The organism is Paenibacillus sp. FSL H8-0283 (genome assembly GCF_045040675.1).
In the GTDB taxonomy this organism is placed as follows: domain Bacteria; phylum Bacillota; class Bacilli; order Paenibacillales; family Paenibacillaceae; genus Paenibacillus; species Paenibacillus amylolyticus.
Window position 1 is genome coordinate 1,717,687 of sequence record NZ_CP150295.1, and the last position, 21,312, is coordinate 1,738,998.

At 49.0% G+C, this 21,312-nt stretch carries 17 protein-coding genes and 1 riboswitch; of the genes, 12 read left to right on the forward strand and 5 right to left on the reverse strand.

All coding sequences use genetic code 11. The annotated features are described in order from the left end of the window. The first annotated feature begins 130 nt into the window (after positions 1–130). A riboswitch (cobalamin riboswitch) is annotated at positions 131–249 on the forward strand. Between the two features lie 410 nt (positions 250–659). The 7 genes from MHI52_RS07680 to MHI52_RS07710 all read left to right on the forward strand — a co-directional run bounded on the left by MHI52_RS07680 (position 660) and on the right by MHI52_RS07710 (position 7,791). Further along, complete coding sequence (locus MHI52_RS07680) at positions 660–1,658, forward strand: ABC transporter substrate-binding protein (protein WP_405158769.1); 999 nt, start codon at positions 660–662, stop codon at positions 1,656–1,658. After that, positions 1,655–2,701: an iron ABC transporter permease gene (locus MHI52_RS07685; protein WP_036610733.1), complete on the forward strand. Its 1,047-nt coding sequence runs from the start codon at positions 1,655–1,657 to the stop codon at positions 2,699–2,701. The genes MHI52_RS07680 and MHI52_RS07685 overlap by 4 nt, the downstream gene beginning before the upstream one ends. Continuing rightward, positions 2,698–3,510, forward strand: coding sequence for an ABC transporter ATP-binding protein (locus MHI52_RS07690; protein ID WP_036610732.1), 813 nt, complete (start codon positions 2,698–2,700; stop codon positions 3,508–3,510). Before MHI52_RS07685 ends, MHI52_RS07690 begins: the two co-directional genes overlap by 4 nt. A 45-nt stretch (positions 3,511–3,555) precedes the next feature. After that, the gene (gene cobT, locus MHI52_RS07695; protein ID WP_405158770.1) at positions 3,556–4,677 is read left to right on the forward strand and encodes a nicotinate-nucleotide--dimethylbenzimidazole phosphoribosyltransferase; all 1,122 of its coding nucleotides are present in this window, start codon (positions 3,556–3,558) and stop codon (positions 4,675–4,677) included. Beyond that, positions 4,674–5,234, forward strand: a complete 561-nt coding sequence (gene cobU, locus MHI52_RS07700; RefSeq protein ID WP_211084100.1) for a bifunctional adenosylcobinamide kinase/adenosylcobinamide-phosphate guanylyltransferase — start codon at positions 4,674–4,676, stop codon at positions 5,232–5,234. Before cobT ends, cobU begins: the two co-directional genes overlap by 4 nt. Further along, the gene (gene cobS / locus MHI52_RS07705; RefSeq protein WP_405158771.1) at positions 5,231–6,121 is read left to right on the forward strand and encodes an adenosylcobinamide-GDP ribazoletransferase; all 891 of its coding nucleotides are present in this window, start codon (positions 5,231–5,233) and stop codon (positions 6,119–6,121) included. Before cobU ends, cobS begins: the two co-directional genes overlap by 4 nt. Positions 6,122–6,246: 125 nt before the next feature. Then, a complete protein-coding gene (locus MHI52_RS07710) occupies positions 6,247–7,791 on the forward strand; it encodes a cobyric acid synthase (RefSeq protein ID WP_405159369.1) in 1,545 nt (514 codons plus the stop codon). 128 nt (positions 7,792–7,919) lie between these two features. Here the strand turns inward: MHI52_RS07710 and MHI52_RS07715 are convergent, their stop codons facing one another. Then, positions 7,920–9,620, reverse strand: coding sequence for a methyl-accepting chemotaxis protein (locus MHI52_RS07715; RefSeq protein ID WP_315371785.1), 1,701 nt, complete (start codon positions 9,618–9,620; stop codon positions 7,920–7,922). 352 nt (positions 9,621–9,972) lie between these two features. On the opposite strand from MHI52_RS07715, the gene MHI52_RS07720 reads away from it, so the two are divergent. From MHI52_RS07720 to MHI52_RS07730, 3 genes are all read left to right on the forward strand, one after another. Then, entirely contained in the window at positions 9,973–11,370 is a 1,398-nt protein-coding gene (locus MHI52_RS07720; protein WP_405158772.1) for an L-cystine transporter, read from the forward strand. A 374-nt stretch (positions 11,371–11,744) separates the two neighbouring features. After that, a complete protein-coding gene (locus tag MHI52_RS07725) occupies positions 11,745–12,428 on the forward strand; it encodes a queuosine precursor transporter (protein ID WP_405158773.1) in 684 nt (227 codons plus the stop codon). A gap of 204 nt (positions 12,429–12,632) precedes the next feature. Beyond that, positions 12,633–12,986, forward strand: coding sequence for a hypothetical protein (locus MHI52_RS07730; RefSeq protein ID WP_405158774.1), 354 nt, complete (start codon positions 12,633–12,635; stop codon positions 12,984–12,986). Positions 12,987–13,267: 281 nt separating this feature from the next. On the opposite strand, the gene MHI52_RS07735 is transcribed toward MHI52_RS07730, so the two are convergent. Then, complete coding sequence (locus MHI52_RS07735) at positions 13,268–14,356, reverse strand: M24 family metallopeptidase (protein WP_405158775.1); 1,089 nt, start codon at positions 14,354–14,356, stop codon at positions 13,268–13,270. Positions 14,357–14,618: 262 nt separating this feature from the next. Here MHI52_RS07735 and MHI52_RS07740 point away from each other — a divergent pair, with 262 nt between their 5' ends. Then, on the forward strand, positions 14,619–15,830 hold the full coding sequence (locus MHI52_RS07740; RefSeq protein ID WP_405158776.1) for a PQQ-dependent sugar dehydrogenase: 1,212 nt from the start codon (positions 14,619–14,621) through the stop codon (positions 15,828–15,830). 775 nt (positions 15,831–16,605) lie between these two features. Here MHI52_RS07740 and MHI52_RS07745 read toward each other — a convergent pair. Together MHI52_RS07745 and MHI52_RS07750 are read right to left on the reverse strand one after the other, a co-directional pair. Beyond that, positions 16,606–17,337: an MBL fold metallo-hydrolase gene (locus MHI52_RS07745; protein WP_405158777.1), complete on the reverse strand. Its 732-nt coding sequence runs from the start codon at positions 17,335–17,337 to the stop codon at positions 16,606–16,608. Between the two features lie 56 nt (positions 17,338–17,393). Beyond that, positions 17,394–17,936 (reverse strand): hypothetical protein, encoded by a 543-nt coding sequence (locus MHI52_RS07750; RefSeq protein WP_405158778.1) that lies wholly within the window; start codon positions 17,934–17,936, stop codon positions 17,394–17,396. Positions 17,937–18,039: 103 nt separating this feature from the next. On the opposite strand from MHI52_RS07750, the gene MHI52_RS07755 reads away from it, so the two are divergent. Further along, positions 18,040–18,903 (forward strand): SDR family oxidoreductase, encoded by an 864-nt coding sequence (locus MHI52_RS07755; protein WP_405158779.1) that lies wholly within the window; start codon positions 18,040–18,042, stop codon positions 18,901–18,903. Between the two features lie 47 nt (positions 18,904–18,950). Here MHI52_RS07755 and thrS read toward each other — a convergent pair whose 3' ends face one another. Beyond that, a complete protein-coding gene (gene thrS / locus MHI52_RS07760; RefSeq protein WP_340983148.1) occupies positions 18,951–20,951 on the reverse strand; it encodes a threonine--tRNA ligase in 2,001 nt (666 codons plus the stop codon). Between the last annotated feature and the right edge of the window lie 361 nt (positions 20,952–21,312).

Genomic DNA, 21,312 nt, shown 5'->3' on the forward strand with positions numbered 1-21,312 from the left:
GATACAGATACGCTGCAGGTGTGAAGCCTGAACGAGTATGTAGCATGCAGAAATTACACGGCAATGGTTTACCATATCAGCGACCAAGGGTCCCGCGTGTGAAGGCTGTTTTCATGGCAAATTTAGTACGAGTCATGAAACACACAAGGGTGAAATGGGGAAGCCGGTGCAAATCCGGCACGGTCCCGCCACTGTAAAACAGGATGATTCCTGTAAGTCAGGTTACCTGCCCTGGACGTACAAACCGGTGTTCCTTCGAGGAAAGGACAGCGTTTCGGGCTATTCTATGCGCATGGACAACCCTTGGTTGAACATGTACAGATCGCCATATGCGAGACGTCATCCCTGATCCTTGTCCAAGGATTGGGGATTTTTTTATTGTTCATGTAAGATGAACCGAGACCAATTTTACACGAGGTCACTCCGATTGCAGTACCATCTTCCGATCGCTGTTATCCCCAGATTTTTTGATTCCCTTTTTGAAATGGAAAATCCGGTGATAAAGGCGAACACTTCGTTTCTTCAGATTGGTTCTGCACTCTCCGTTAGCGTGTAAATGTTGCAGTTCAAACCTTACACAGGAACACCAAGACATGGGGAGTAAAAGTTTGAGCACGATGCAAGAAAATAGTACAAATAGAGAAGGGGAGAATAACAGAATGAATTTCAAGAATTGGAAAAACGTAGCGTCCCTGCTAAGTGCAGCGGCACTTGCACTGGCTTTGGCCGGATGTGGCAATGCAACAACAAACGAGGGTACAGGTACTTCACAGCAACCGGCACAGGAGCAGTCCCAAGGCCAGGCGCAGACGGACCTCAAAACCCAATATCCACTGACGATTACGGATGCGACGGGGGAGTCTTTCACTTTTGAAAAGGCGCCAACCAAAATTGTCTCTGTATCTCCAGCTGAAACGGAGTCTTTGTTTGCCCTCGGACTGGACAATGAGATTATTGGTGTATCCGATTATGACGATTACCCGGAAGCAGCAAAAACCAAAGCGAAAATGGGTGGCATTAACAAGCCAAATGAAGAAACGGTTATTGCAGCAGATGCGGACATCGTGTTCACAGGTATTTCAATGAGCGAGGATGCGGTGAAAAAGCTGCGTGATTTGGGTATTACCATATTCAAAACGGATCCCAAATCCATCGACGATGTCATGAGTAATATCGAAACGTTCGGTAAAATTACCGATCATCAGGAGCAGGCACAGAAGTTAATCACACAGATGAAGCAGGATGTAGCGGATGTGACGGAAGCGGTGAAAGCCGTTAAACCGGAGGAAAAGAAAAAAGTATATATTGAGTTCTCCCCAGGTTGGACCGTAGGTAAGGGTGAGTTCATGGATGAGTTGATCACCGTAGCCGGCGGTACCAATATTGCTTCGGACAAAGAGGGCTGGTATGAAATTAATGAAGAAAACGTGATTGCCTCCAACCCGGATGTGATCCTGTATGCCAACGATGTAATTGACGAAAACTCTAAAACACTGGATCAGATCATCAAGGCGCGCAGCGGCTGGGATGAAATTACGGCTGTGAAAAATGACGCGGTTATTGGCCTGGATGCCAACCTGCTGAGCCGTCCGGGTCCACGTGTAACTCAAGGGTTGAAAGAAGTAGCCAAAGCGATCTACCCTGACTTGTTCCAATGAGTAAAAAGCTGATCCTGTTCGGAACGACGGGCATGGTGCTGCTGGTGCTCACCGTGCTCATCTGCACGGGCATTGGTTCAGTAGCGTTGCCGATCCGGGATATTGCAGGCATCCTGATTCACAAAATTCCATGGGTAGGCGATTGGATTACACCGGATTGGAATAAGGCAGCCGAACAGATTATCTGGAAAGTCAGATTCCCACGTGTACTGCTTGCCGTGCTCGTGGGCGCATCGTTGGCGATTGCCGGTACGGGATTTCAGGGGGTTCTTCGGAACCCGCTGGCAGACCCGTTCACCCTGGGCGTATCATCCGGTGCTTCGGTGGGTGCAGCCTTTCTGATTTTCTTCGGATTGCAGTATGCACTGATCGGAATCTGGACGTTGCCACTGGTGGCGTTTTTGACGGGTGTAATCACGTTGTGGTTTGTTATGGCACTGGCTCGTGAAGGGCGTAAAATACCTACACATAGCCTCATTCTGGCTGGTGTGGTCATGCAAAGTTTCCTGGGCGCAGTTGTTTCCTTCCTGTCGACCATGTCGAAACAAACGATTAATGAAATTATATACTGGACGATGGGAAGTCTGGCTCTGCGTGGGTGGTCGTATACGGCCATCCTTTTCCCGTATTTTCTGTTAGGGCTGGTCTTTCTCTGGAGCCGCGCACGCTCGTTGAATGTACTTGCACTGGGAGAACGTCAAGCGGCACATATCGGGATCGGAGTGGACAGGCTCAAGCTGTCGGTGCTGGCAGTTGGCACACTGCTGACCGCAGGTGCTGTCTCGGTATCGGGTGTCATCGGATTCGTTGGATTGGTGATCCCGCATATGTTGCGGCTGCTGGTGGGACCGGATTACCGACTGCTGGTACCTTTGTCTGCCATTGGTGGAGCGATCTTCATGGTGTGGGCCGATACCATCGCAAGGTCGTTGCTGGCACCAACTGAAATTCCGCTCGGTGTTGTCACCGCCTTTGTTGGTGCGCCGTTCTTTGCTTACCTGCTGAACCGGAACAAAAAGTTGCAGAAGGGGATGATGCCATGAATTCCAGTACCAGTTCCAACTCGACTTCACTTATCTCCATTAAGGGAGCAGGGAAGTCATATGGCAATCATCAGGCACTGCACAATGTAGACTGGCATGTTGGCGAAGGTGACTGGTGGGGAGTTGTCGGACCAAACGGCAGTGGCAAGTCCACCCTGATCCAGCTTATTGCCGGAACGGAACAGTTAAACGAAGGTCAGATTCGTATCGATGGTCGAGACATCGGCTCTTACAGCCGTAAGGACCTGTCGCGCATGATCGCTGTATTGCAGCAGGATGGCTTGCCAGCCATCTCCTATCCCGTGCGAGACGTGGTGGAGATGGGGCGATATCCATACCAGAACTGGCTGGGGCGGGAAGTGGGCGATGGGGCACTTGTAGTGGACAGGGTGCTTGAAGACCTTGGATTGACAGAGCTGGCGGACAGACCGCTGGATGCACTCAGCGGCGGGCAACGGCAGCGGGTCGCACTAGCCAAAGTTATGGCTCAGGAGCCGAGGTTACTGCTGCTGGACGAGCCGACCACGTTTCTGGATATTAAATATCAATTGCAATTCATGGAATTGTTATCGGCATGGCGACAGAGAAATAACATTACGATTGTGGCTGTGCTGCATGATCTGAATCTGGCCGCGTTATTTTGCGATCACATTCTGGCGCTGCGTGAGGGCATGGCGGTTGGAAAGGGTACACCTCATACGTTGATCAACGATGAGAATATCCAGGATATATTTCGCGTCAAACCCGCGATTGTCTCTCATCCCGACCATGCCATACCTCAACTGCTGCTGCGGCGGGACATCGATTAAATGAAGCGGGGCAACCCATATTTTGATGAAGGAAGTGCTGGTTATATGAATAATGAACAGGTGTTGGAGCATTTAACAAGTAAGATTACTGCTCCTGACCAGGAAGTGGCGGCAGAAACCTCTGCGCATGTGGATTCGTTGACGAAGCCACCGGGAAGCCTGGGCAAATTGGAAGAGCTGGTGATCCGCTTGGCAGGTATGACGGGCAATGCAAGTCCACGTTTTGATCACAGGGTGGTCATTGTCATGGCCGCAGATCACGGCGTAGTGGAAGAGGGCATCAGTGCTTTTCCTGCTGAAGTGACCCCGCAGATGGTCCTGAATTTCCTCGCTGGAGGTGCGGCAGTGAATGTGCTTGCCCGTCACGCCGGAGCAGATGTGATCTGTGTGGATATTGGTGTGAATGCCGATCTTGAACATCCGGACCTGCTTTCCCGTAAAATTCGCAAAGGCACGGCCAACATGGCCCGGGGTGCAGCGATGACCCGGGATGAGGCAGTCAGCGCTATCCTTGCAGGAGCCGAAGTTGTATCGGCAGAGGTGGCGAAGGGAACACAGCTGTTTGTCACCGGGGAGATGGGAATTGGCAACACCACTGCAAGTGCTGCGGTAATGAGCGCGTTAACCGGAGTTGCACCAGCTGCCGCCGTGGGGCGAGGAACCGGTATTGATGATGCAGGCTTGCAGCGCAAGGCTGCTGTAGTCAGCCGGGCGCTTAGCGTAAACGCACCAAACCCGGAAGATGCACTGGATGTTCTGTGCAAGGTGGGTGGACTGGAGATTGCCGGACTCACAGGGGTTATTCTCGCAGCAGCTGCTCATCGTTGCCCTGTCGTTGTAGACGGGTTCATCTCTACCGCGGCAGCGCTGGTGGCGAGACAACTTGCACCTCTGAGCACAGCCTATATGATCGCTTCTCATACGTCACACGAAAATGGACATGGAGCGTTGCTGCGTGAACTGGACCTGAAAGCGATGCTGGATCTGGACATGCGTCTGGGTGAAGGCACAGGCGGCGTGCTTAGTCTTCATCTGATTGACGCAGCATGTCTCATTCTGAACGAGATGGCGACCTTTGCAAGCGCGGGTGTCTCGGACGGGACAAGCCCTGCTTCGGACTCCGCTCCGTCGGGTGATTCATCCGTGCAAGGAGAGAGTTCCCGATGAGCGTACTGGTGACAGGTGGCGCACGCAGTGGCAAAAGCTCCTTTGCCGAGCGTCTCTGCATGCAGCGTTCCTCGGAGGCTTGGTATGTGGCGACAGCTCAGGCGTACGATGATGAAATGCGTGAGCGTATCACCATGCATCAGCATCAGCGCGAGGCATCAGGGTATCTGTGGCACACGATGGAAGAGCCGATACATCTGCCTGCTTTGATAAGCCGCATGGGTGAAGGGCATACAGGGACTTCTGCACCCACCATTCTGGTGGATTGCCTGACGCTGTGGCTGACAAATGTTTTGTTAGCACATGAGCATGACGAGAAACAGGTGTTACAGGGACATTTGGACGCGTTGGTTGAAGCGATTCGAACCTATCCCGGTTTGCTTGTTCTGGTTACAAATGAAGTGGGAGACGGGATCGTACCGGAATATGCCCTTGGCAGGAAATATCGGGATTTGGCCGGTGTACTGAATCAGCGTATTGCGGCGATATGCGGTGAAGTGTTTCTGGTGACCGTAGGCATTGCGATTGAACTAAAAAGCAAGGAGTACCGCTTATGAAGGATGGCACGCCTGCTCCTCAGCGTAAACATGCGGCGGCAGCCGCTTTTCAATTTTTGTCCCGTTTCCCTGTCAAAATGCAAATCGATTTTGTCCCGCCGTTGCTGCGGGAAAGTGTTGTCTTTTATCCGCTGGTCGGTGCTGTAATCGGTCTGTGTGTCTGGCTCGCGGGAGCCTTAAGCGGTGCAGTGCTTCCGGCCTTTCCGGCTGCCGTCCTGACCTTGACGTTATGGGTATGGCTCACCGGAGGACTCCATCTTGACGGATGGATGGATACGGCGGATGGCTTGCTCAGTTATCGTACCCGTGAACGGATGCTGGAGATTATGAAGGACAGCCGTGTCGGGGCAATGGGCGTGATTGCCTGCGTGTTGCTTCTGATGATGAAGGCTGCGCTGATCGCTGATTTTATTGCCCGGGGCCACTGGGTGTACGGTGCGTTGCTGATCCTGCCCATGATCTGGAGCCGCTGGTTCATGGTGTATGCGATGTCGGCCTGGCCGAATGCACGCGAAGATGATGGACTTGCTGTATTGTTTAAAGGTCTCGGGGAGCGGAAGGAGGTCCAGCGTGCACGAAGTTCAGCTGTGGGCCTGACCTTGGTCGCAGGGGCACTTACGTTTGCCTCGGTGTGGCTTTTCAAGCCGGATATGGGGATTGCGGATGCGATGGTGAGTGGGCTGGGAACACTGCCATGGTGGCTATACCCGGTGACGGCAGTTATTATACTGCCTGTGGCGTGTTATTATATCGGCCGATTCGTGGCTGCCCGGATCAGTGAACGGCTCGGCGGTTTAACCGGGGATACGTATGGTGCCATGAATGAGCTGCTGGAGGCGGCTTTGTTGACCGTGCTGAGCGTGCTTCAAGGACTGTTCTGGCTGTAACTTTTGAGTAAGAAGCAGTATGGAAAGTGTTACGCATGAGGTTGGGAGCAAGGTGATCTGGATATAACACGGAGACAGGGGGAGAGAGTGTGGAAGATAGGCCATCACAACCAGCGGCGGTACTGATGCTGCAAGGAACGGCTTCCGATGTAGGCAAAAGTGTCATCACAACGGCATTGTGCCGGATTTTTAAGCAGGATGGCTTCAAGCCTGCTCCGTTCAAGTCACAGAATATGGCACTGAATTCCTATGTGACGGAAGATGGCAAGGAGATTGGTCGGGCCCAGGGGGCACAGGCCGAAGCCTGTGGTATTGAGGCGACAACCGATATGAATCCAATCCTGATCAAGCCGGTGAGGGACATGCATTCGCAGATCGTGGTACATGGTGTACCTTTTGCCCAGATGAGTGCATCGGACTACCGTCAGCATTTCCTGCCTGAAGCAAAGCAGACGGTTATGGATGCGTTGAACCGGCTACGGGATACCTATGATATTGTGCTGATGGAAGGAGCGGGCAGTCCGGCCGAGATCAATCTGAAGGACCGGGATATCGTCAACATGAATCTGGCAGGCTGGGCCGATGCGCCGGTGATTCTGATCTCCGATATTGATCGGGGCGGAGTGTTTGCTTCCATTGTAGGTACGCTGGAGCTGCTGGAACCCCATGAGGTGGTGCGAGTCAAAGGGTTCATTATCAACAAGTTCCGCGGTGATCTGTCCCTGTTGCAACCAGGACTCGACTGGCTCGAAGAACGGACAGGCATTCCAGTATTAGGTGTTTTGCCTTACATAAGAGATATTCAGATTGAAGCAGAGGATTCGGTGGTGCTGGACTCCATGCGTCATGGTAAATCCGGCAAAACCGAGCTGGATCTGGCGGTGATCCGATATCCGCGAATTTCCAACTTTACAGACTTTGACACACTTTCCCGTGAACCGGATGTGAATGTGCGTTACGTGACCTCGCCAGAGGAATTGGGCAGTCCGGATGCCATTCTTCTACCGGGTACGAAGGATACCATAGGTGACCTGGAATTTCTGCGTGAGTCTGGACTGGAACAGGCGATTGCGAGCCAGACCGAGCGTGAGCATGTTCAGCTCGTAGGAATATGTGGCGGATACCAGATGCTGGGACGTCATCTGAAGGACCCGTTTGCTGTGGAGGCGAATCAGATCCAGGAAGCAAAAGGACTTGGCTGGCTCCCGCTATCGACAACATTTCTTCAGGAAAAGCAGACCGTCAGAGCTTCCGGACGGGTGCAGCCTGATCACCCGCTTCGTCTGTATGGTGAGCAAGATGTAGCAGATGCTTCATTACCCATTAACGGATATGAGATTCATATGGGCGTTACGGAGTGCCACGAGCCTGAACGTGTAACGGCGTTGTTTGAAATCTCGCATCCAGGTGGTCAACCTTTCCAAGAAGGCTGGGGCTCAGTAGATGGCAGGGTGTGGGGAACCTACCTGCATGGTTTGTTTGAAAGTGATCAATTCCGACGTTCGTGGCTAAATGCCTTGCGTGCAGGAAAAGGACTGGCTCCACTTAAGGAGACATATAGTGCACATGAGCGTAAGGAGATGGAGTTCGATCGGGTAGCCGAATCGTTGCGTTCGGCATTGGATATGAAGCGTGTGTACGAGATTATGGGTGTTCAGGCACCCGAGTGAAACAACAATACCCCCATGTCCGACAAACCGTTCTCTAGAAACGGCATGTTAGCGGCATGGGGGTGTATTGTATATCCTATGATTAAATGAGGTTTAAAACAGGTGATGATAGGTTAATGGTTAACCTGTTAGTTTATTTTGAAATTTTTCATAGCGGATTGCAGCTCTACAGCTTGTTCATGCAGATGACGAACTGTATTCGAATGTGAATCCATCTCGCTGAGCTGAAGATCTGCTGTTGAAGCAATCTGTAGCATACTTTCACGGGATTTGGTCGTAATCTGTGCCGTTTCTTCAACGGATGCACTCACTTCTTCAGCACCAGCGGATACTTGTTGTGTAGAAGCAGAGACGGTCTGAATGGTCAGATTCACGTTCTGAATCAATTCATTCAGTTGCTGGAAGGCTGAGCCTGCTTGTTGAACAACAGTTGTGCCTGAACCAATCTCCTGGGTTACACGGTTCATTGCATCAACCGAGCGCTCAGCATCTTCACGAATGGTACCCAGATAATCCGAAATTTCTTCGGTGGCTGTCTTGGATTGCTCGGCAAGTTTGCGAACTTCTCCAGCAACAACAGCGAATCCGCGGCCATGCTCTCCGGCACGTGCTGCTTCAATGGAGGCATTGAGTGACAGCATGTTAATCTGTTTGGTGATTTCAAAAATGGAAGCTACAATGGCGCCGATGGCTACCGAACGTTCATTCATAGTTTCAACATATCGCAACGATTCGCTTGCTGTCTGGCCTACACGCTCCATCTGCTCAATGGCATTCTGAGCCAGTCGGTTACCGTTAACTGCCTCGTTGGCTGCTTCACCAATCTGGTCAGACACTTCAGCAGAAGAAGAAGCAATATGCATGATACCTTGCGTAATTTCTTCCATAGCTCTGGCGTTCTCGGATGCGCTTGACGCAATGCTGATGCTGCCTTTTTCTGCATCTTCTGCAGAGCGGCTGGAGTTTCGAACCATACCGGACATCGATTCAACTCGCTGAAGCAGGTCATTGGAGCCTGATACAACTTCATTGGACGTGGACAAGGCACGGCTAATCATTTCTTTCAGGTTATGCGTCATCGTCTGGAAGCTTGCGGCAAGCTGGGCAATTTCATCTTTACCTTTGATCTCTAGTTCAGCGGTCAGATCACCCTGGGATATTTGTTTGCTATGTTGGACGAGCTTGATGATTGGTTTGGTAACTCTTTTGATCATACTAGTGGAGATAAGCCAGCCGAGCACAAACACTAATGCTGTAATCCCAAGGCACAACCAGAAAATCTGGGTAATCTTGTCTTGAATGAACTGGGCATCCATGCTCACAGCCATAATCATGTTACTTCCTGCAATGGGGATAAAGGCTGCTTTATGTACACCAAAGGAATCGGAGTAGACCTCACTGATTACCATTTCTTTGTTCTCAATAGCTGCATTCATTGCGGGTTCTACACTAATCTCATCCTGGGCCTTCATGTTTGAAGAAGGGTTGGCCACAACGACTTTGGCTGAGCCATCTTGAATAGCAACAACGTAAGCCGCATCCAAATTATGTTCTTTTGCTTTATCTGCCAGGTACGATTCCACGGTCATGGCAGCACCTTCAGAACCGGCTCCGCCACTCTGTACCTGTAGGATTTTGGATGCTGAAGTATTCTTGTATATATCCTGAATGGACGTGTTTAGGACTTTGTCAAACTGCGGTAGCACGTAGCTTTGAATAATATTCATCGATACGGCATAAAAACTAATACTGAACAACAGGGAAGCAACCAGCAGAACGAGGAACAAGGTGCCTCTGATTTTACCGGCAACGGTGCGATTACGAAACATATGATCATCCTTTCACGTCAAGTTCATTAACATTGTCACTTTTCCGTAATCCTAAGACCTATCTACCAATGAAGAAAGACCTAAATTGAACATTGAGAAAACTTGGGAATAAGCGGATATACCTATATTACAAAATTAACCGGAGGTTGAATAGAACAATTTTCACGATTTGGTGTATTTTTTTCAGAAATAGATGAATCTGTTACATGCATATTACATAATATCAATTAATACCTACCAGAATAGTTTGTTATATGTTATATTGTAAAATGTCTTTGTCGGAAGTACAAAAGATAGAAGAGAAAACCGGATATTCTCCGGTTACACACATGCCTGAGGAGGATTTAAAGAAATGGATACTTTTCTAGTCATATTGAATGTAGTGGTTATACTTGCCTTACTTGGTATCCTCTACTGGATGCAGAAAAAGCATATCTCCTTTACGAAACGCGTATTTGCGGGTCTGGGACTGGGGGTTGTTTACGGGGTTATTCTTCAATTGGTGTACACATCAGGTTCTGATGTAGTTACGAAATCAGTCGATTGGTTCAATCTGGTCGGTTCAGGATATGTTCGTTTGTTGCAAATGGTCGTGATCCCATTGATCATGGTGTCGATCATCTCAGCCATTATGAATCTGAAGGGCAAGCAAAATCTCGGCAAGATGAGTGTTTCCATTATTGCCATTCTGTTGATCACCACAGCGATTGCCGCAGGGGTCAGCATTGTGACCAGTCTGGGCTTCAACCTGACTTCCATTGAGATTCAAGGAGGAGACCGGGAGAATGCGCAGATTCAGAAGGTGGAGGAACGGCTTGTTGATGTGAAGGATCAGACCATCCCGCAGCAAGTGCTGGAATTCATTCCTTCGAATCCATTTGCAGATATGACAGGAGAACGTCGTACATCCACACTGGCGGTGGTTATCTTCTCCGCGTTTATCGGTGTAGCCGTACTTGGACTGGATCGCAAAAAACCTCAGCAGGCGGAGACGTTCCGCGGTATGGTTAATGCGGTATATGCGGTGGTTATGCGAATTGTTACGCTGGTGCTGAGGCTTACGCCTTACGGGATTCTAGCACTGATTACAAAGGTAACGGCGACAACCAATGCGGAAGAGATATTAAAGCTCATCAAATTCGTCATTGCGTCCTACGTGGCCCTCATCGTGATGTTTATTATTCACCTGATCATTATCTCGCTGTCCGGGTTCAACCCGATTACGTATTTGAAGAAGGTGCTGCCAACACTGGTATTTGCCTTTACATCCCGTTCAAGTGTAGCGGCAATCCCGCTGAATGTGGAGACACAGACGAAGAAACTCGGCGTATCGGACGGCATTGCGAACCTGTCTGCAAGCTTTGGGGCTACGATTGGGCAAAACGGCTGCGCCGGGATCTATCCGGCCATGCTGGCGGTTATGATTGCTCCGACGGTCGGCATCGACCCGCTGAGCTGGGACTTCATTGTGACTTTGATCCTCGTAGTCATGATCAGTTCGTTTGGTGTGGCTGGCGTTGGCGGCGGGGCAACCTTCGCTTCCCTAATCGTATTGTCCACTATGAATCTGCCTGTGGCTCTGGTTGGACTGCTCATTTCCGTGGAGCCGCTGATCGACATGGGTCGTACAGCGCTTAACGTGAACGGGTCGATGACATCAGGACTCGTGACGAGCAGAATTTTGAAGGAAAACGATCGGGACACGTTTAACGATCAGAGCCGTGAGCTGGATTCTGCGGCTCAGGCTTAATACAAAATGGATTAAATAGAAGCTCACATTAAGATAACTAGAGCCGTCTACAAATCAAGTGAGAAAAGCCGTCCTTCGGAGGAATCCGGAGGGCGGTTTTTTTGCGGCAATCAAACTATGCTGTGCACGGTGGTGAAGCAGTCTTCTTTTTCGATACACGGTGCAAGGGGAATAGAGGTAGGAAAAACTAGTATGGTCGAGAGGGAAGCGGGAGGAATATAGAAGGGGTCGTAGTCACTCAGGCACACTTGGAGTTATTTAGTTCTGTTCATGGGACGAGAAATGTGATAGAGTATTCATGTTTTGGCCCTGAGCCAAACCGCGGTTCGTAACCATCCCGCGTAATCAAAACTAGGAAGGCAGTGTATGTATTTATGTTTAACTTAGGGTGGGGAGCAGTTTTTGTTCTCGTAACTTATGGATTTTTCCTGTTGTGTTACCGTTTGTTCGGTAAAAAAGGTCTCTATGCCTGGATTGGTGTGGCTACGGTTATAGCCAACATTCAGGTGACCAAAACGATAGATATCATGGGAATTGTGCTGACGCTTGGTAACACGATGTATGTCAGCATGTACCTGACCAGTGACCTTCTTAATGAAAAATATGGACCAGGTGAGGCACGCCAAGCCGTATGGTTTGGATTCTTCACGCTCATCATGACAACGGTTCTGATGCAGATGGTGTTGTACTTTGACCCGGCATCAACGGACTTTGCACAGGATTCGATGAAAACATTGTTTGGTCTGCTGCCACGTTTGGCACTCGGAAGTCTGACGGCATACTTCATAAGTCAGTTCCTGGATGTTCGATTGTACTCCTGGCTGCGCAAGGTGGCTCCAGGGCGCAATCAGTTGTGGATTCGCACCAACGGTAGTTCCATCATCAGTTCATTTGTGGATACACTGGTGTTTTGCACGATCGCGTTTGCGTTCATTTACCCTTGGGATGTTTGGCTGGAAATCTTCCTGACGACGTATATTATCAAATTTGTATTAACTGCGGTTGGAACGCCGTTTCTGTATGCTGCACGTAGCTTTAAGTTTAAGGATGAAGCTTAGACAATATTCAAAGAGTATCACTTAAAAAACCCCTCTGCGCAGTCAATTGTAATTCAGACTCTGCAAGGGTTTTTTTCATAGAAAAGACTCGAAACAAGAAAAATCCTTTTTACATTTTTATGAAAAAGTTATAATATAAACGACCTGTCGTTATAAGCGTGTATCATTAAGCCAACGATGATTTCATACAAAGGGGAATCGCACATGTACTCTACACTGCGTTATACACTGGAAAGCAATGGCACAACCTACGAGAATGATAGCATTAATGCCTCGTTATTGGTGGAGTTGATCTCCAATCTGGAATTGCATGAATACGTAGTACTTAAACCTTCGGAGCTGGTGGAGGGAAGTATGTATATGCAGGCTGCTGCGCTTGAGGAACCAGGGCAGATGGTGGCGGAGATTCGTTTGCAGGAAGGCGAGGACGGTTTCCGACATTACAGCTGCAGAACAACAGATACGACTGGGATTATTCAATGGTTTCTGGATTACTGGGGGAAGCAACAGCTGCCACAGCTGGAGTCTTGGCAGGATATCACGCATGAGTTTGACTAATGGTAAATGAGTGAGCAGGAATAAAATTACGTAGAATGCAGACGGAGTAATTTAGGATATGCTTTGTATTAATTAAAATCCCGCAACCCATGATATTCATGGATTTGCGGGATTTTTGTGTTCGCGTGTGTACTTTTCTGTATACAGGCCTGAGGCGTACGCGAAAAGAGTATATTATTTAGAAGATACAGTTCAGCACAGTTTCGTGCAGTTTAGTTCATGATGCACAATATCGGCTGAGTATTGATGTATGGGCAGTTTTTGACATAGATCCAATTGGATTAGTCGGTAAGGATTTGCAGTTCTTTTGGATATGTCGTCAGAACTTCGATACCCGTCTCGGTCACAATTACATCATCTTCGATACGGACGCCGCCTGCTGCGGTATAGATGCCCGGTTCAATCGTGAATACGGTACCTTCATTCAGGATGTCCATATTCTCTCCATGGAGAGAAGGATACTCATGTACGTCGATACCCAATCCATGGCCTACTCTATGCATAAAGCGCTCGCCGTATCCCGCTTCTTCCGTGACCTGGCGTGCTGCACGATCCACTTCGGCGCAGGTGATGCCTGGTTTCACGATTTGGATAGCAGCTTCGTTCGCTGCGAGTACAGTGTTATAGATGGTTTTGAGTTCAGGTGAGATGTCACCAAAGGCGAATGTACGTGTGATATCCGAGGCATATCCTCCAGCATACACACCCATATCAAACATCAACAGGTCACCATGTTGCAGTTTCCGTTCACCCGGTGTACCGTGTGGCAGACCTGTTTTGGGTCCCGTGAGCACCATGGTATCAAAGGAAGGACCATCGGCACCCAGCTTTTTCATCTGATACTCCATCTCGGCGACAAGTTCGATCTCGGTTACGCCTGTGCGAACATGAGAGAGTCCTTGACGCAATGTTTCTTCAATCAGATGAATAGCGTGGCGAATGCGGGCTACCTCATCTGGTGTTTTTTTCACACGTAATGTGCGAAGCAGGGGGCCAACATCTTCAAAGCTGGCAGCACCTAGAGCGGCGGTCAGTTGTTCATAACGTGCGACCGTCACGTATTCTTTTTCGAGACCTACCCGGCCCAATCGCCCCTGATAACGATCAAACAAAGCGTATGGATTATCCGTATCCGTGTGAGTGGCAATATTGGATACCGAGGAAGCGGCTGCGGCAGCTTCAGCATCAAGCGCAGGTACGATCAACAAGGGTTCTTCGCCACGTGCGAGCACCAGACCGAGGAAGCGTTCATGCGGATTGCTCGCAAATCCAGTTAAATAGTAGATATGTTTTGGATCTGTGATCAGCATGGCGTCCAATCCTTGCCCGGACAGATCGGCTTCAAGACGAGATAAAGGGTTTTGATTCATAAGTGTAGTTGTCCACCTTTCCATTCATACTATCCTTCTATTATAAAAGATTATGATGGAATTCCAAACTGCGGTGATTTCATATCCTCGGAATACCTTGAATTCTCGGTTTAAGCGGCTGGTATGAAGGGTAATACAGGGCGAAACCGCTTAACAGATGAATAATAACACCACAACAATAGAGAGCAATCCATTAATAATACGTTGAAGCTTGACTTATTTATTTTATACAGAAGAACGAAATACGAAGGGAGATGTAATCATGAATAATCGAGTAACCGTTCCGCTGTATGCTTCATTATTAAGTGTGGCACTGTTAACCGCGTCATGTTCTTCAGGCGAACCTTCTACGGGAGGAACAGAGCAGACGTCTCAGGGACAGGGAACAGGTCAGGGACAGACGGCCAACGGAGGCAATACCGGTGCAAGTGGAAATGAGAGTGGAGCGCAGGGAGAGACGGTTATTCCGTATCAGCCATCTGTTCTGGTTGAAGGACTGAATGCACCATGGGAGATTGTGAGTGTGCCTGATGGTCGGATGTTTGTAACGGAACGCCCTGGTGCGATTCGGGTCATTGAGGATGGAAAACTAGCCCCTGAACCACTGATTGAATTCTCAGCCCCGTTTAATGAAGAAGGTGAAGGAGGTCTGTTGGGTCTTGCAGCTGATCCGGACTTCGAGGATAACGGTTACTTGTATGCATATCACTCCTATCTGGAAGGCGACGACATTGCCAATCGAGTGTTACGTCTCAAGGTGAATGATGGCAAAGCGGTCATAGATCAAGAGTTGCTTGGTAACATTCCAGGCGGAACCAATCATAACGGTGGGCGGATCAAAATTGGCCCGGACAAGTTGCTCTATATCACGACAGGTGAACGTTATGAACCGGAACTGTCACAGAACGAAGATAGCCTTGGAGGTAAAATATTGCGGATAGGTCTCGACGGATCGATCCCGGCAGACAACCCATGGCCGAATTCACCTGTATACAGTATGGGACACCGTAACGCACAGGGACTGGCATGGAATCCGGACAACGGTTACCTCTATTCTACCGAACATGGTCAGCGAAATCATGATGAGATTAACCGGATTGTAGCTGGTGAGAATTATGGCTGGCCCGAGGTGGAGGGAGACGACGATGACAATGGCGCATATCAGGCTCCGCTTGCACATAGTGGGAACGATACATGGGCGCCGTCTGGTGTAGCTTTTGTAGAAGAAGGACCTTGGGCTGGATCACTGATTGCTGCAAATCTGCGTGGAGAGCAGCTGCTGAAGGTTACTCTTTCGGAAGATGGCACACAGGTGGAGCAGGTGGAACTCATCTTCGAAGATGAGTGGGGCCGAATTCGCAATGTGAGTGCTGGTGAGGACGGGAAGTTATATGTGCTTACGAACAATCGGGATGGACGGGGATCACCACGAGATGGGGATGACAAGCTGATTGTACTTACTCCGGAGAGTTGAGTCGGGGTCAGGGGAGAGAAAATCAGTGTTGTAGGACAACGTCGAACCGGATTGGTCTCGCCGTAAGGTAGCGAATGGAGTGAGTTTAAAACGAACGGTTGCCGCTTATCTTGAGCCAAAGCCCTGAAGTGCCCTGAATCTGAATCGCTCTAAATAAAATTTTTCTAACGAACCTGACGCACCTTAAATAGAGGTTTGGTGACGATCGTAGGATTTAAAGAACCTCAGCCACGCTATATCGCCAAAATTCACTAGAAACCTGCCGAAAAACCAATGAAATGAGTAACTAGGGTGTCTGGAGTTCGTTAGAAAATCTTGATACTCAAAATACTGCGTATAGGGTGTCTGAGATTCGTTACAAAACAAGTATAACGTTTAGACTGTGCCCAATTCGTTAGAGACGGACCTCAGTCAATAAGTAGACACTTACGTTACGGTTTTCCGGTGAATTGTTTTGCCAAACGGGCAGGGGAAAGATACTGTGCACATGTCGTAGTTCAATATAAGATACTGCGTGCATACTGTATGAATAGCGTGCGCAATAGGTGCTACCATACGATCAACACCAGTGCAGTAGAGTAGTAGAAGTGCGTGGTTAATTAATTAAAGGAGCTGTCCCCGTCAAATTCATGACTTATGGGACAGCTCCTTGATTGTAATGTATGTGTCATCCTAATCTTGAATGAGCTACAACGCACAATGCCGCACGAAGAGAAACAACGTTAACAGGATGCTTGTGTCATTCCAAAAATACTCACAAGTCCGCGTTCTTTACTTACTCTGCGCTCTTCGCAAGTGTGGCAATACGCTGAGCCGGATCATTCATGTACTCTCCACCGTGATAACAGAGAACCTTATTGAGCTTAAGGTCGGTCAGTTTCTTCAGGCTTCGCAGCGCTTCAGGCATGTCCGGTGTCGCTTGTGGTGCTGGGCCAACCAGTTCATCATCGACCACACGAAGTTCATCGGCAGCGAGCAGGAACTGTTGCTCCCCGAAATACAGGCAGATATGACCAGGTGTATGTCCCGGTGTATGAATGACCTGTGTACCACCTTGAAGGGGTAACAAGTCTCCGTCCGCCAGAGTTCTACTAATGTTCACTTCAGGCAGCTGCAAGAGCAGTTGGTCTGCCAGTGCCAAAACGGGCGCGGGCAACAGAGCACGACGTTCAGGCGTGAATTTGATCAAAGGTTTCTCACCTGTTAGATATGGAATCTCATCGGCATGTGCCCAGATTTCCAGATCAGGGATGGCATCCAGCAGAGCTCCCAAGTTACCGATATGATCGATGTCCTGATGAGTAATAATCACACGTTTGACGTCCGAGAGCTGTACGCCCTCTTGTTCCAATGCGGATTGAAGTTCTGCAAATTGTCCGATCATGCCTGTATCCACCAAGGTAACGCCATCTACATCACGAAGCATGACGGGGAATATGGGGCTGTTCCCGGAAGGTGTGGGAATCTGAAGATTTAGCACAGTAATCGAAGTTGTTGGATGGCTCATGGTTATTCGGACCGTAGTCCGGTACACCTCCTTATATTTTTTAGCGATGATTGTTGTTATTCAGGGCGATTATATTTCAAGTGTTTTCTATATTTTTTTACCGTATGGAGTAGTGCTTCGAACGTTTCTTCTTCATTACTGCCGTCCTTAACGATGGTGACAAATGAGAAATTATCATGAACAAGTTTGTTCCTCGTCTGAAACACCAGGCTAAGGGCTTCAGCGAAGTTTTCTTTTTCGGGTTCCAGAGCAATGAACTCTTTACTCAGTTCGGCCTGAATAATCTCCATGTTGGAGCGTGCACGGTAGGCAGGAGTTTTCATCAGCTGAGTCGAATTAAACTTTTTCTGATATACGTCTCTGTACAGTTGATGTAACATTTGTTCAATAATGGCGCATAGTTCGATGACCAGTGAAGCATATCTTCGGTTTTTACGTTTTCGGGTGAGCTCACATGTTTCTTCTTTGTCCAAAATACCGTATTTTTCATACAGCGTAGAATCAACGTTCTGCAAGATTTCCTGATATTCCTGTTCGAGTAGTGCGATTTCAAGTTTGGCTTGTTTTTTAACTTTTTTAAAATCTTCTTTGGTCAGCATACTTGTCCTCCCATGGAAACGAGATGTGATCCTATCATTATCTCATATTGTCCGTCGTCGCGCCTCTAATTTCGGAACCTCAGGTTCAGAAGGGAAGTACCTCATGTCCAATCAGACAGCAATTGTAACAGGAGCTAACTCAGGTATGGGGTTGGCAACCACCATTGAACTTGCAAGGCAAGGATATCGCGTAATTATGGCATGCCGCAGTGAGAAGCGCGGACAGGAGGCTCTTCAGGAAGCTGTGCGTCAGTCCGGTTCTTCTGCGATTGAATTGATGCTGTGTGACCTGGGTTCACTCGAAAGTATACGCCAGTTTGCCGGCACATTCCGCGAGCGTCATGATCACCTTGACGTTCTGGTTAATAATGCGGGGGTAGTGATGGTTAAGCGGAAGGAAACCTCAGACGGGTTCGAACAAAGTATCGGTATTAACCATCTGGGACATTTCCTGCTGACCTTACTTTTGATAGAACCTCTGAAAGCTGCGAAGCAGGGACGGGTTGTGAACGTTTCGTCAGGTGCCTACAAGGCCGGCAAAATCCACTTCGAAGATCCACATCTGCACAAAGGTTATAATCCGATCAAAAGTTATGCTCAATCCAAACTGGCGAACGTGCTGTTCACTCGTGCACTGGCTAGCAAACTGTCAGGTACGTCTGTCACAGTGAACTGTCTACACCCTGGTGCGGTGGGAACGAGTATTGGCGTAGATCGCAATACCGGATTTGGCACACGCATTATGGCGTTTGCAGGTAAACTTCCATTCTTTCTGTCCCCTGAAGAAGGGGCGCGAACGGCTGTTTATCTGGCCACAAGCCCTGAAGTCGTCGGCATCACCGGTCATTACTTCTATCAACAGAAAGAGCAGCAGCTGAAGGCACATGCCGTTGACGATGCTTCAGCGGAGCGTTTCTGGACGTGGAGCGAAGAACAGGTGGGGCTAAGAGATGACGAGAAGTTGTAATTCAGCACAAGCTGATGAGTGACTCATGAATAGAGTCGTTACATATTTTATACTTTTGCCTTCACAGCTTGTTGGATCATTTCTATAACAGCTTCAATACGTTGGATGCCTTGATCTCCCTGACCGTATGCACGGACAGAGGCGGATGAGGCATTTTTCTCATTCTCACCAAGCACGAGCGAATAAGGCACTTTTTCCATCTGGGATTCACGGATTTTGTACCCGAGCTTCTCGCTACGAAGATCTGTTTCTACCCGAATGCCCGCAGCACGGAGTTGGCTCTGTACTTGGAGTGCATAGTCTGCATAATGATCTGACACAGGTAGGAGCTTCACTTGTACAGGTGCGAGCCAGAGTGGGAACGCTCCTGCATAGTGCTCAGTCAGGATGCCGATGAAACGATCGATCGAACCATAGATGGCACGATGGATCACGACCGGACGGTGTTTCAGGCTATCCTCGCCAATGTAAGTGAGGTCGAATTTCTCCGGCATTTGAAAATCAAGCTGGATTGTTCCGCACTGCCAGCTACGCTTCAGCGCATCAAGGATATGAAAGTCAATTTTCGGTCCATAAAAGGCACCGTCCCCTTCGTTAATGCGATACTCCACGCCCCGACGATCTAGTACATTTTGCAATGCGCGTTCCGCTTGATCCCACAGCTCTTCCGATCCCATGGAATCTTCCGGACGAGTGGACAATTCAATCTTATATTCGAATCCAAAGATATCGTACATACGTCCGATCAGTGAGATCGCCTGATTGATCTCGTCCTCGATCTGCTCTGGCATGACGTAGAGATGAGCATCATCCTGGCAGAATGTCCGCACACGCATCATTCCGTTCAGGGCACCTGAGAATTCATGACGGTGAACCTGACCAAATTCCATCATGCGAATTGGTAATTCGCGATAGGAATGAAGTGTGTTTTTGAAGATCAGCATATGCCCAGGGCAGTTCATCGGTTTCAGTGCAAAAGTGGCATCGTCCACTTCCGAGAAATACATGTTGTCCTTGTAATGCTCCCAATGGCCCGATTGCTCCCACAGACGATTGTTCATCATGAGAGGAGTCCGAACTTCCTGATACCCTTCCTGCAATTGCAGCTCACGGGAGAACTGCTCCAGTTCAGTGCGAACTGTCATACCTTTGGGCAGATAGAAGGGCATGCCGGGCGCTTCTTCGGAGAACATGAACAGTTCAAGCTCTTTGCCAAGTTTACGATGATCCCGTTTCTTTGCTTCTTCGAGCATGTGCAGATGTTCATCCAGTTGGGCTTTGTTCGGGAAAGCAGTGCCGTAGATACGTTGCAGCATCTTATTATCCGAGTTACCCCGCCAGTACGCACCAGCTACATTCAACAGCTTGAACGCTTTGATCCGACCAGTGGATGGAAGATGGGGACCGCGACACAGATCGAAGAACTCTCCTTGATCATAGATCGAAAGCTCGGCGTCCTCTGGCAAATCCCGAATGAGTTCAAGCTTGTAAGGGTCCTGGATTTCTCCGAAGATACGGAGGGCTTCCTCCCGGTTAACGACCCGGCGACTGATCTTATGATTTTCCTGAATGATTTTGTTCATTTCCCGCTCGATGGCAGCCAGATCACTGATGGACAAGGCATGCTCCAGATCAACATCGTAATAGAATCCATCTTCAATGACTGGGCCGATACCCAGTTTCACTTGTTCTGCACCGTAGATGCGTTTGAGTGCCTGTGCGAGCACATGTGCTGCGCTGTGACGATAACGATACAGACCTTCCGCACTTTCTAAAGTAACGATAACAAGTTCGCAATCTTGCTGGAGCACCCAATCGAGATCGACATTTTGACCATCTACAATACCGCCGATAGCCTGTTTCCCAAGACTTGTGCTGATAGATGAGGCAACCGCACCTACAGTGATGCCTGCTTCGTAAGAACGTATCGCGCCACCTTGCAGATGGACCTCAATGGAATGACTGGATGGTTGAAGATCATTTGCTTGGTTGTTTATTTCGTTACCTGATTTGTTGCTTACTGAGTTACTGTTTTCTTGTTTGCTCATGTGAACCACTCTCCATTTCTTAAAATGAAAGCGCAAAAAACACCCGTCCCGGAAAAGGGACGAGTGCGCTTGGCTCGTGGTTCCACCCTAATTTTGGTTATGGTGCACCCTGCTCTCGGCCAGCCGCCGGAACAGAAAACATCATAACCCTCATTGGAATCCGTTATCGGGGATCAGGCGGTGAACTCTACTGGCAGCAAGCCAAACATCCGAGGGAAGTTCGAAATGCTGAGGTTCGAGGTCACGGCTGCAGAGGGGTAATTCCGGTCCGTTCGCTGAAGAAGGTTTCACCAATCCCCTCTCTCTCTGGGCAGCACGCAAACGAAATCATGTCTCTGGTCATCGCCAAATATGTTAGATC

Bases quoted from the DNA above. Each gene is read 5' to 3' on its own strand.
- MHI52_RS07680 (WP_405158769.1), top strand. From the start codon at position 660: ATGAATTTCAAGAATTGGAAAAACGTAGCGTCCCTGCTAAGTGCAGCG.
- MHI52_RS07685 (WP_036610733.1), top strand. From the start codon at position 1,655: ATGAGTAAAAAGCTGATCCTGTTCGGAACGACGGGCATGGTGCTGCTG.
- MHI52_RS07690 (WP_036610732.1), top strand. From the start codon at position 2,698: ATGAATTCCAGTACCAGTTCCAACTCGACTTCACTTATCTCCATTAAG.
- cobT (WP_405158770.1), top strand. From the start codon at position 3,556: ATGAATAATGAACAGGTGTTGGAGCATTTAACAAGTAAGATTACTGCT.
- cobU (WP_211084100.1), top strand. From the start codon at position 4,674: ATGAGCGTACTGGTGACAGGTGGCGCACGCAGTGGCAAAAGCTCCTTT.
- cobS (WP_405158771.1), top strand. From the start codon at position 5,231: ATGAAGGATGGCACGCCTGCTCCTCAGCGTAAACATGCGGCGGCAGCC.
- MHI52_RS07710 (WP_405159369.1), top strand. From the start codon at position 6,247: ATGCTGCAAGGAACGGCTTCCGATGTAGGCAAAAGTGTCATCACAACG.
- MHI52_RS07715 (WP_315371785.1), bottom strand. From the start codon at position 9,620: ATGTTTCGTAATCGCACCGTTGCCGGTAAAATCAGAGGCACCTTGTTC.
- MHI52_RS07720 (WP_405158772.1), top strand. From the start codon at position 9,973: ATGGATACTTTTCTAGTCATATTGAATGTAGTGGTTATACTTGCCTTA.
- MHI52_RS07725 (WP_405158773.1), top strand. From the start codon at position 11,745: ATGTTTAACTTAGGGTGGGGAGCAGTTTTTGTTCTCGTAACTTATGGA.
- MHI52_RS07730 (WP_405158774.1), top strand. From the start codon at position 12,633: ATGTACTCTACACTGCGTTATACACTGGAAAGCAATGGCACAACCTAC.
- MHI52_RS07735 (WP_405158775.1), bottom strand. From the start codon at position 14,356: ATGAATCAAAACCCTTTATCTCGTCTTGAAGCCGATCTGTCCGGGCAA.
- MHI52_RS07740 (WP_405158776.1), top strand. From the start codon at position 14,619: ATGAATAATCGAGTAACCGTTCCGCTGTATGCTTCATTATTAAGTGTG.
- MHI52_RS07745 (WP_405158777.1), bottom strand. From the start codon at position 17,337: ATGAGCCATCCAACAACTTCGATTACTGTGCTAAATCTTCAGATTCCC.
- MHI52_RS07750 (WP_405158778.1), bottom strand. From the start codon at position 17,936: ATGCTGACCAAAGAAGATTTTAAAAAAGTTAAAAAACAAGCCAAACTT.
- MHI52_RS07755 (WP_405158779.1), top strand. From the start codon at position 18,040: ATGTCCAATCAGACAGCAATTGTAACAGGAGCTAACTCAGGTATGGGG.
- thrS (WP_340983148.1), bottom strand. From the start codon at position 20,951: ATGAGCAAACAAGAAAACAGTAACTCAGTAAGCAACAAATCAGGTAAC.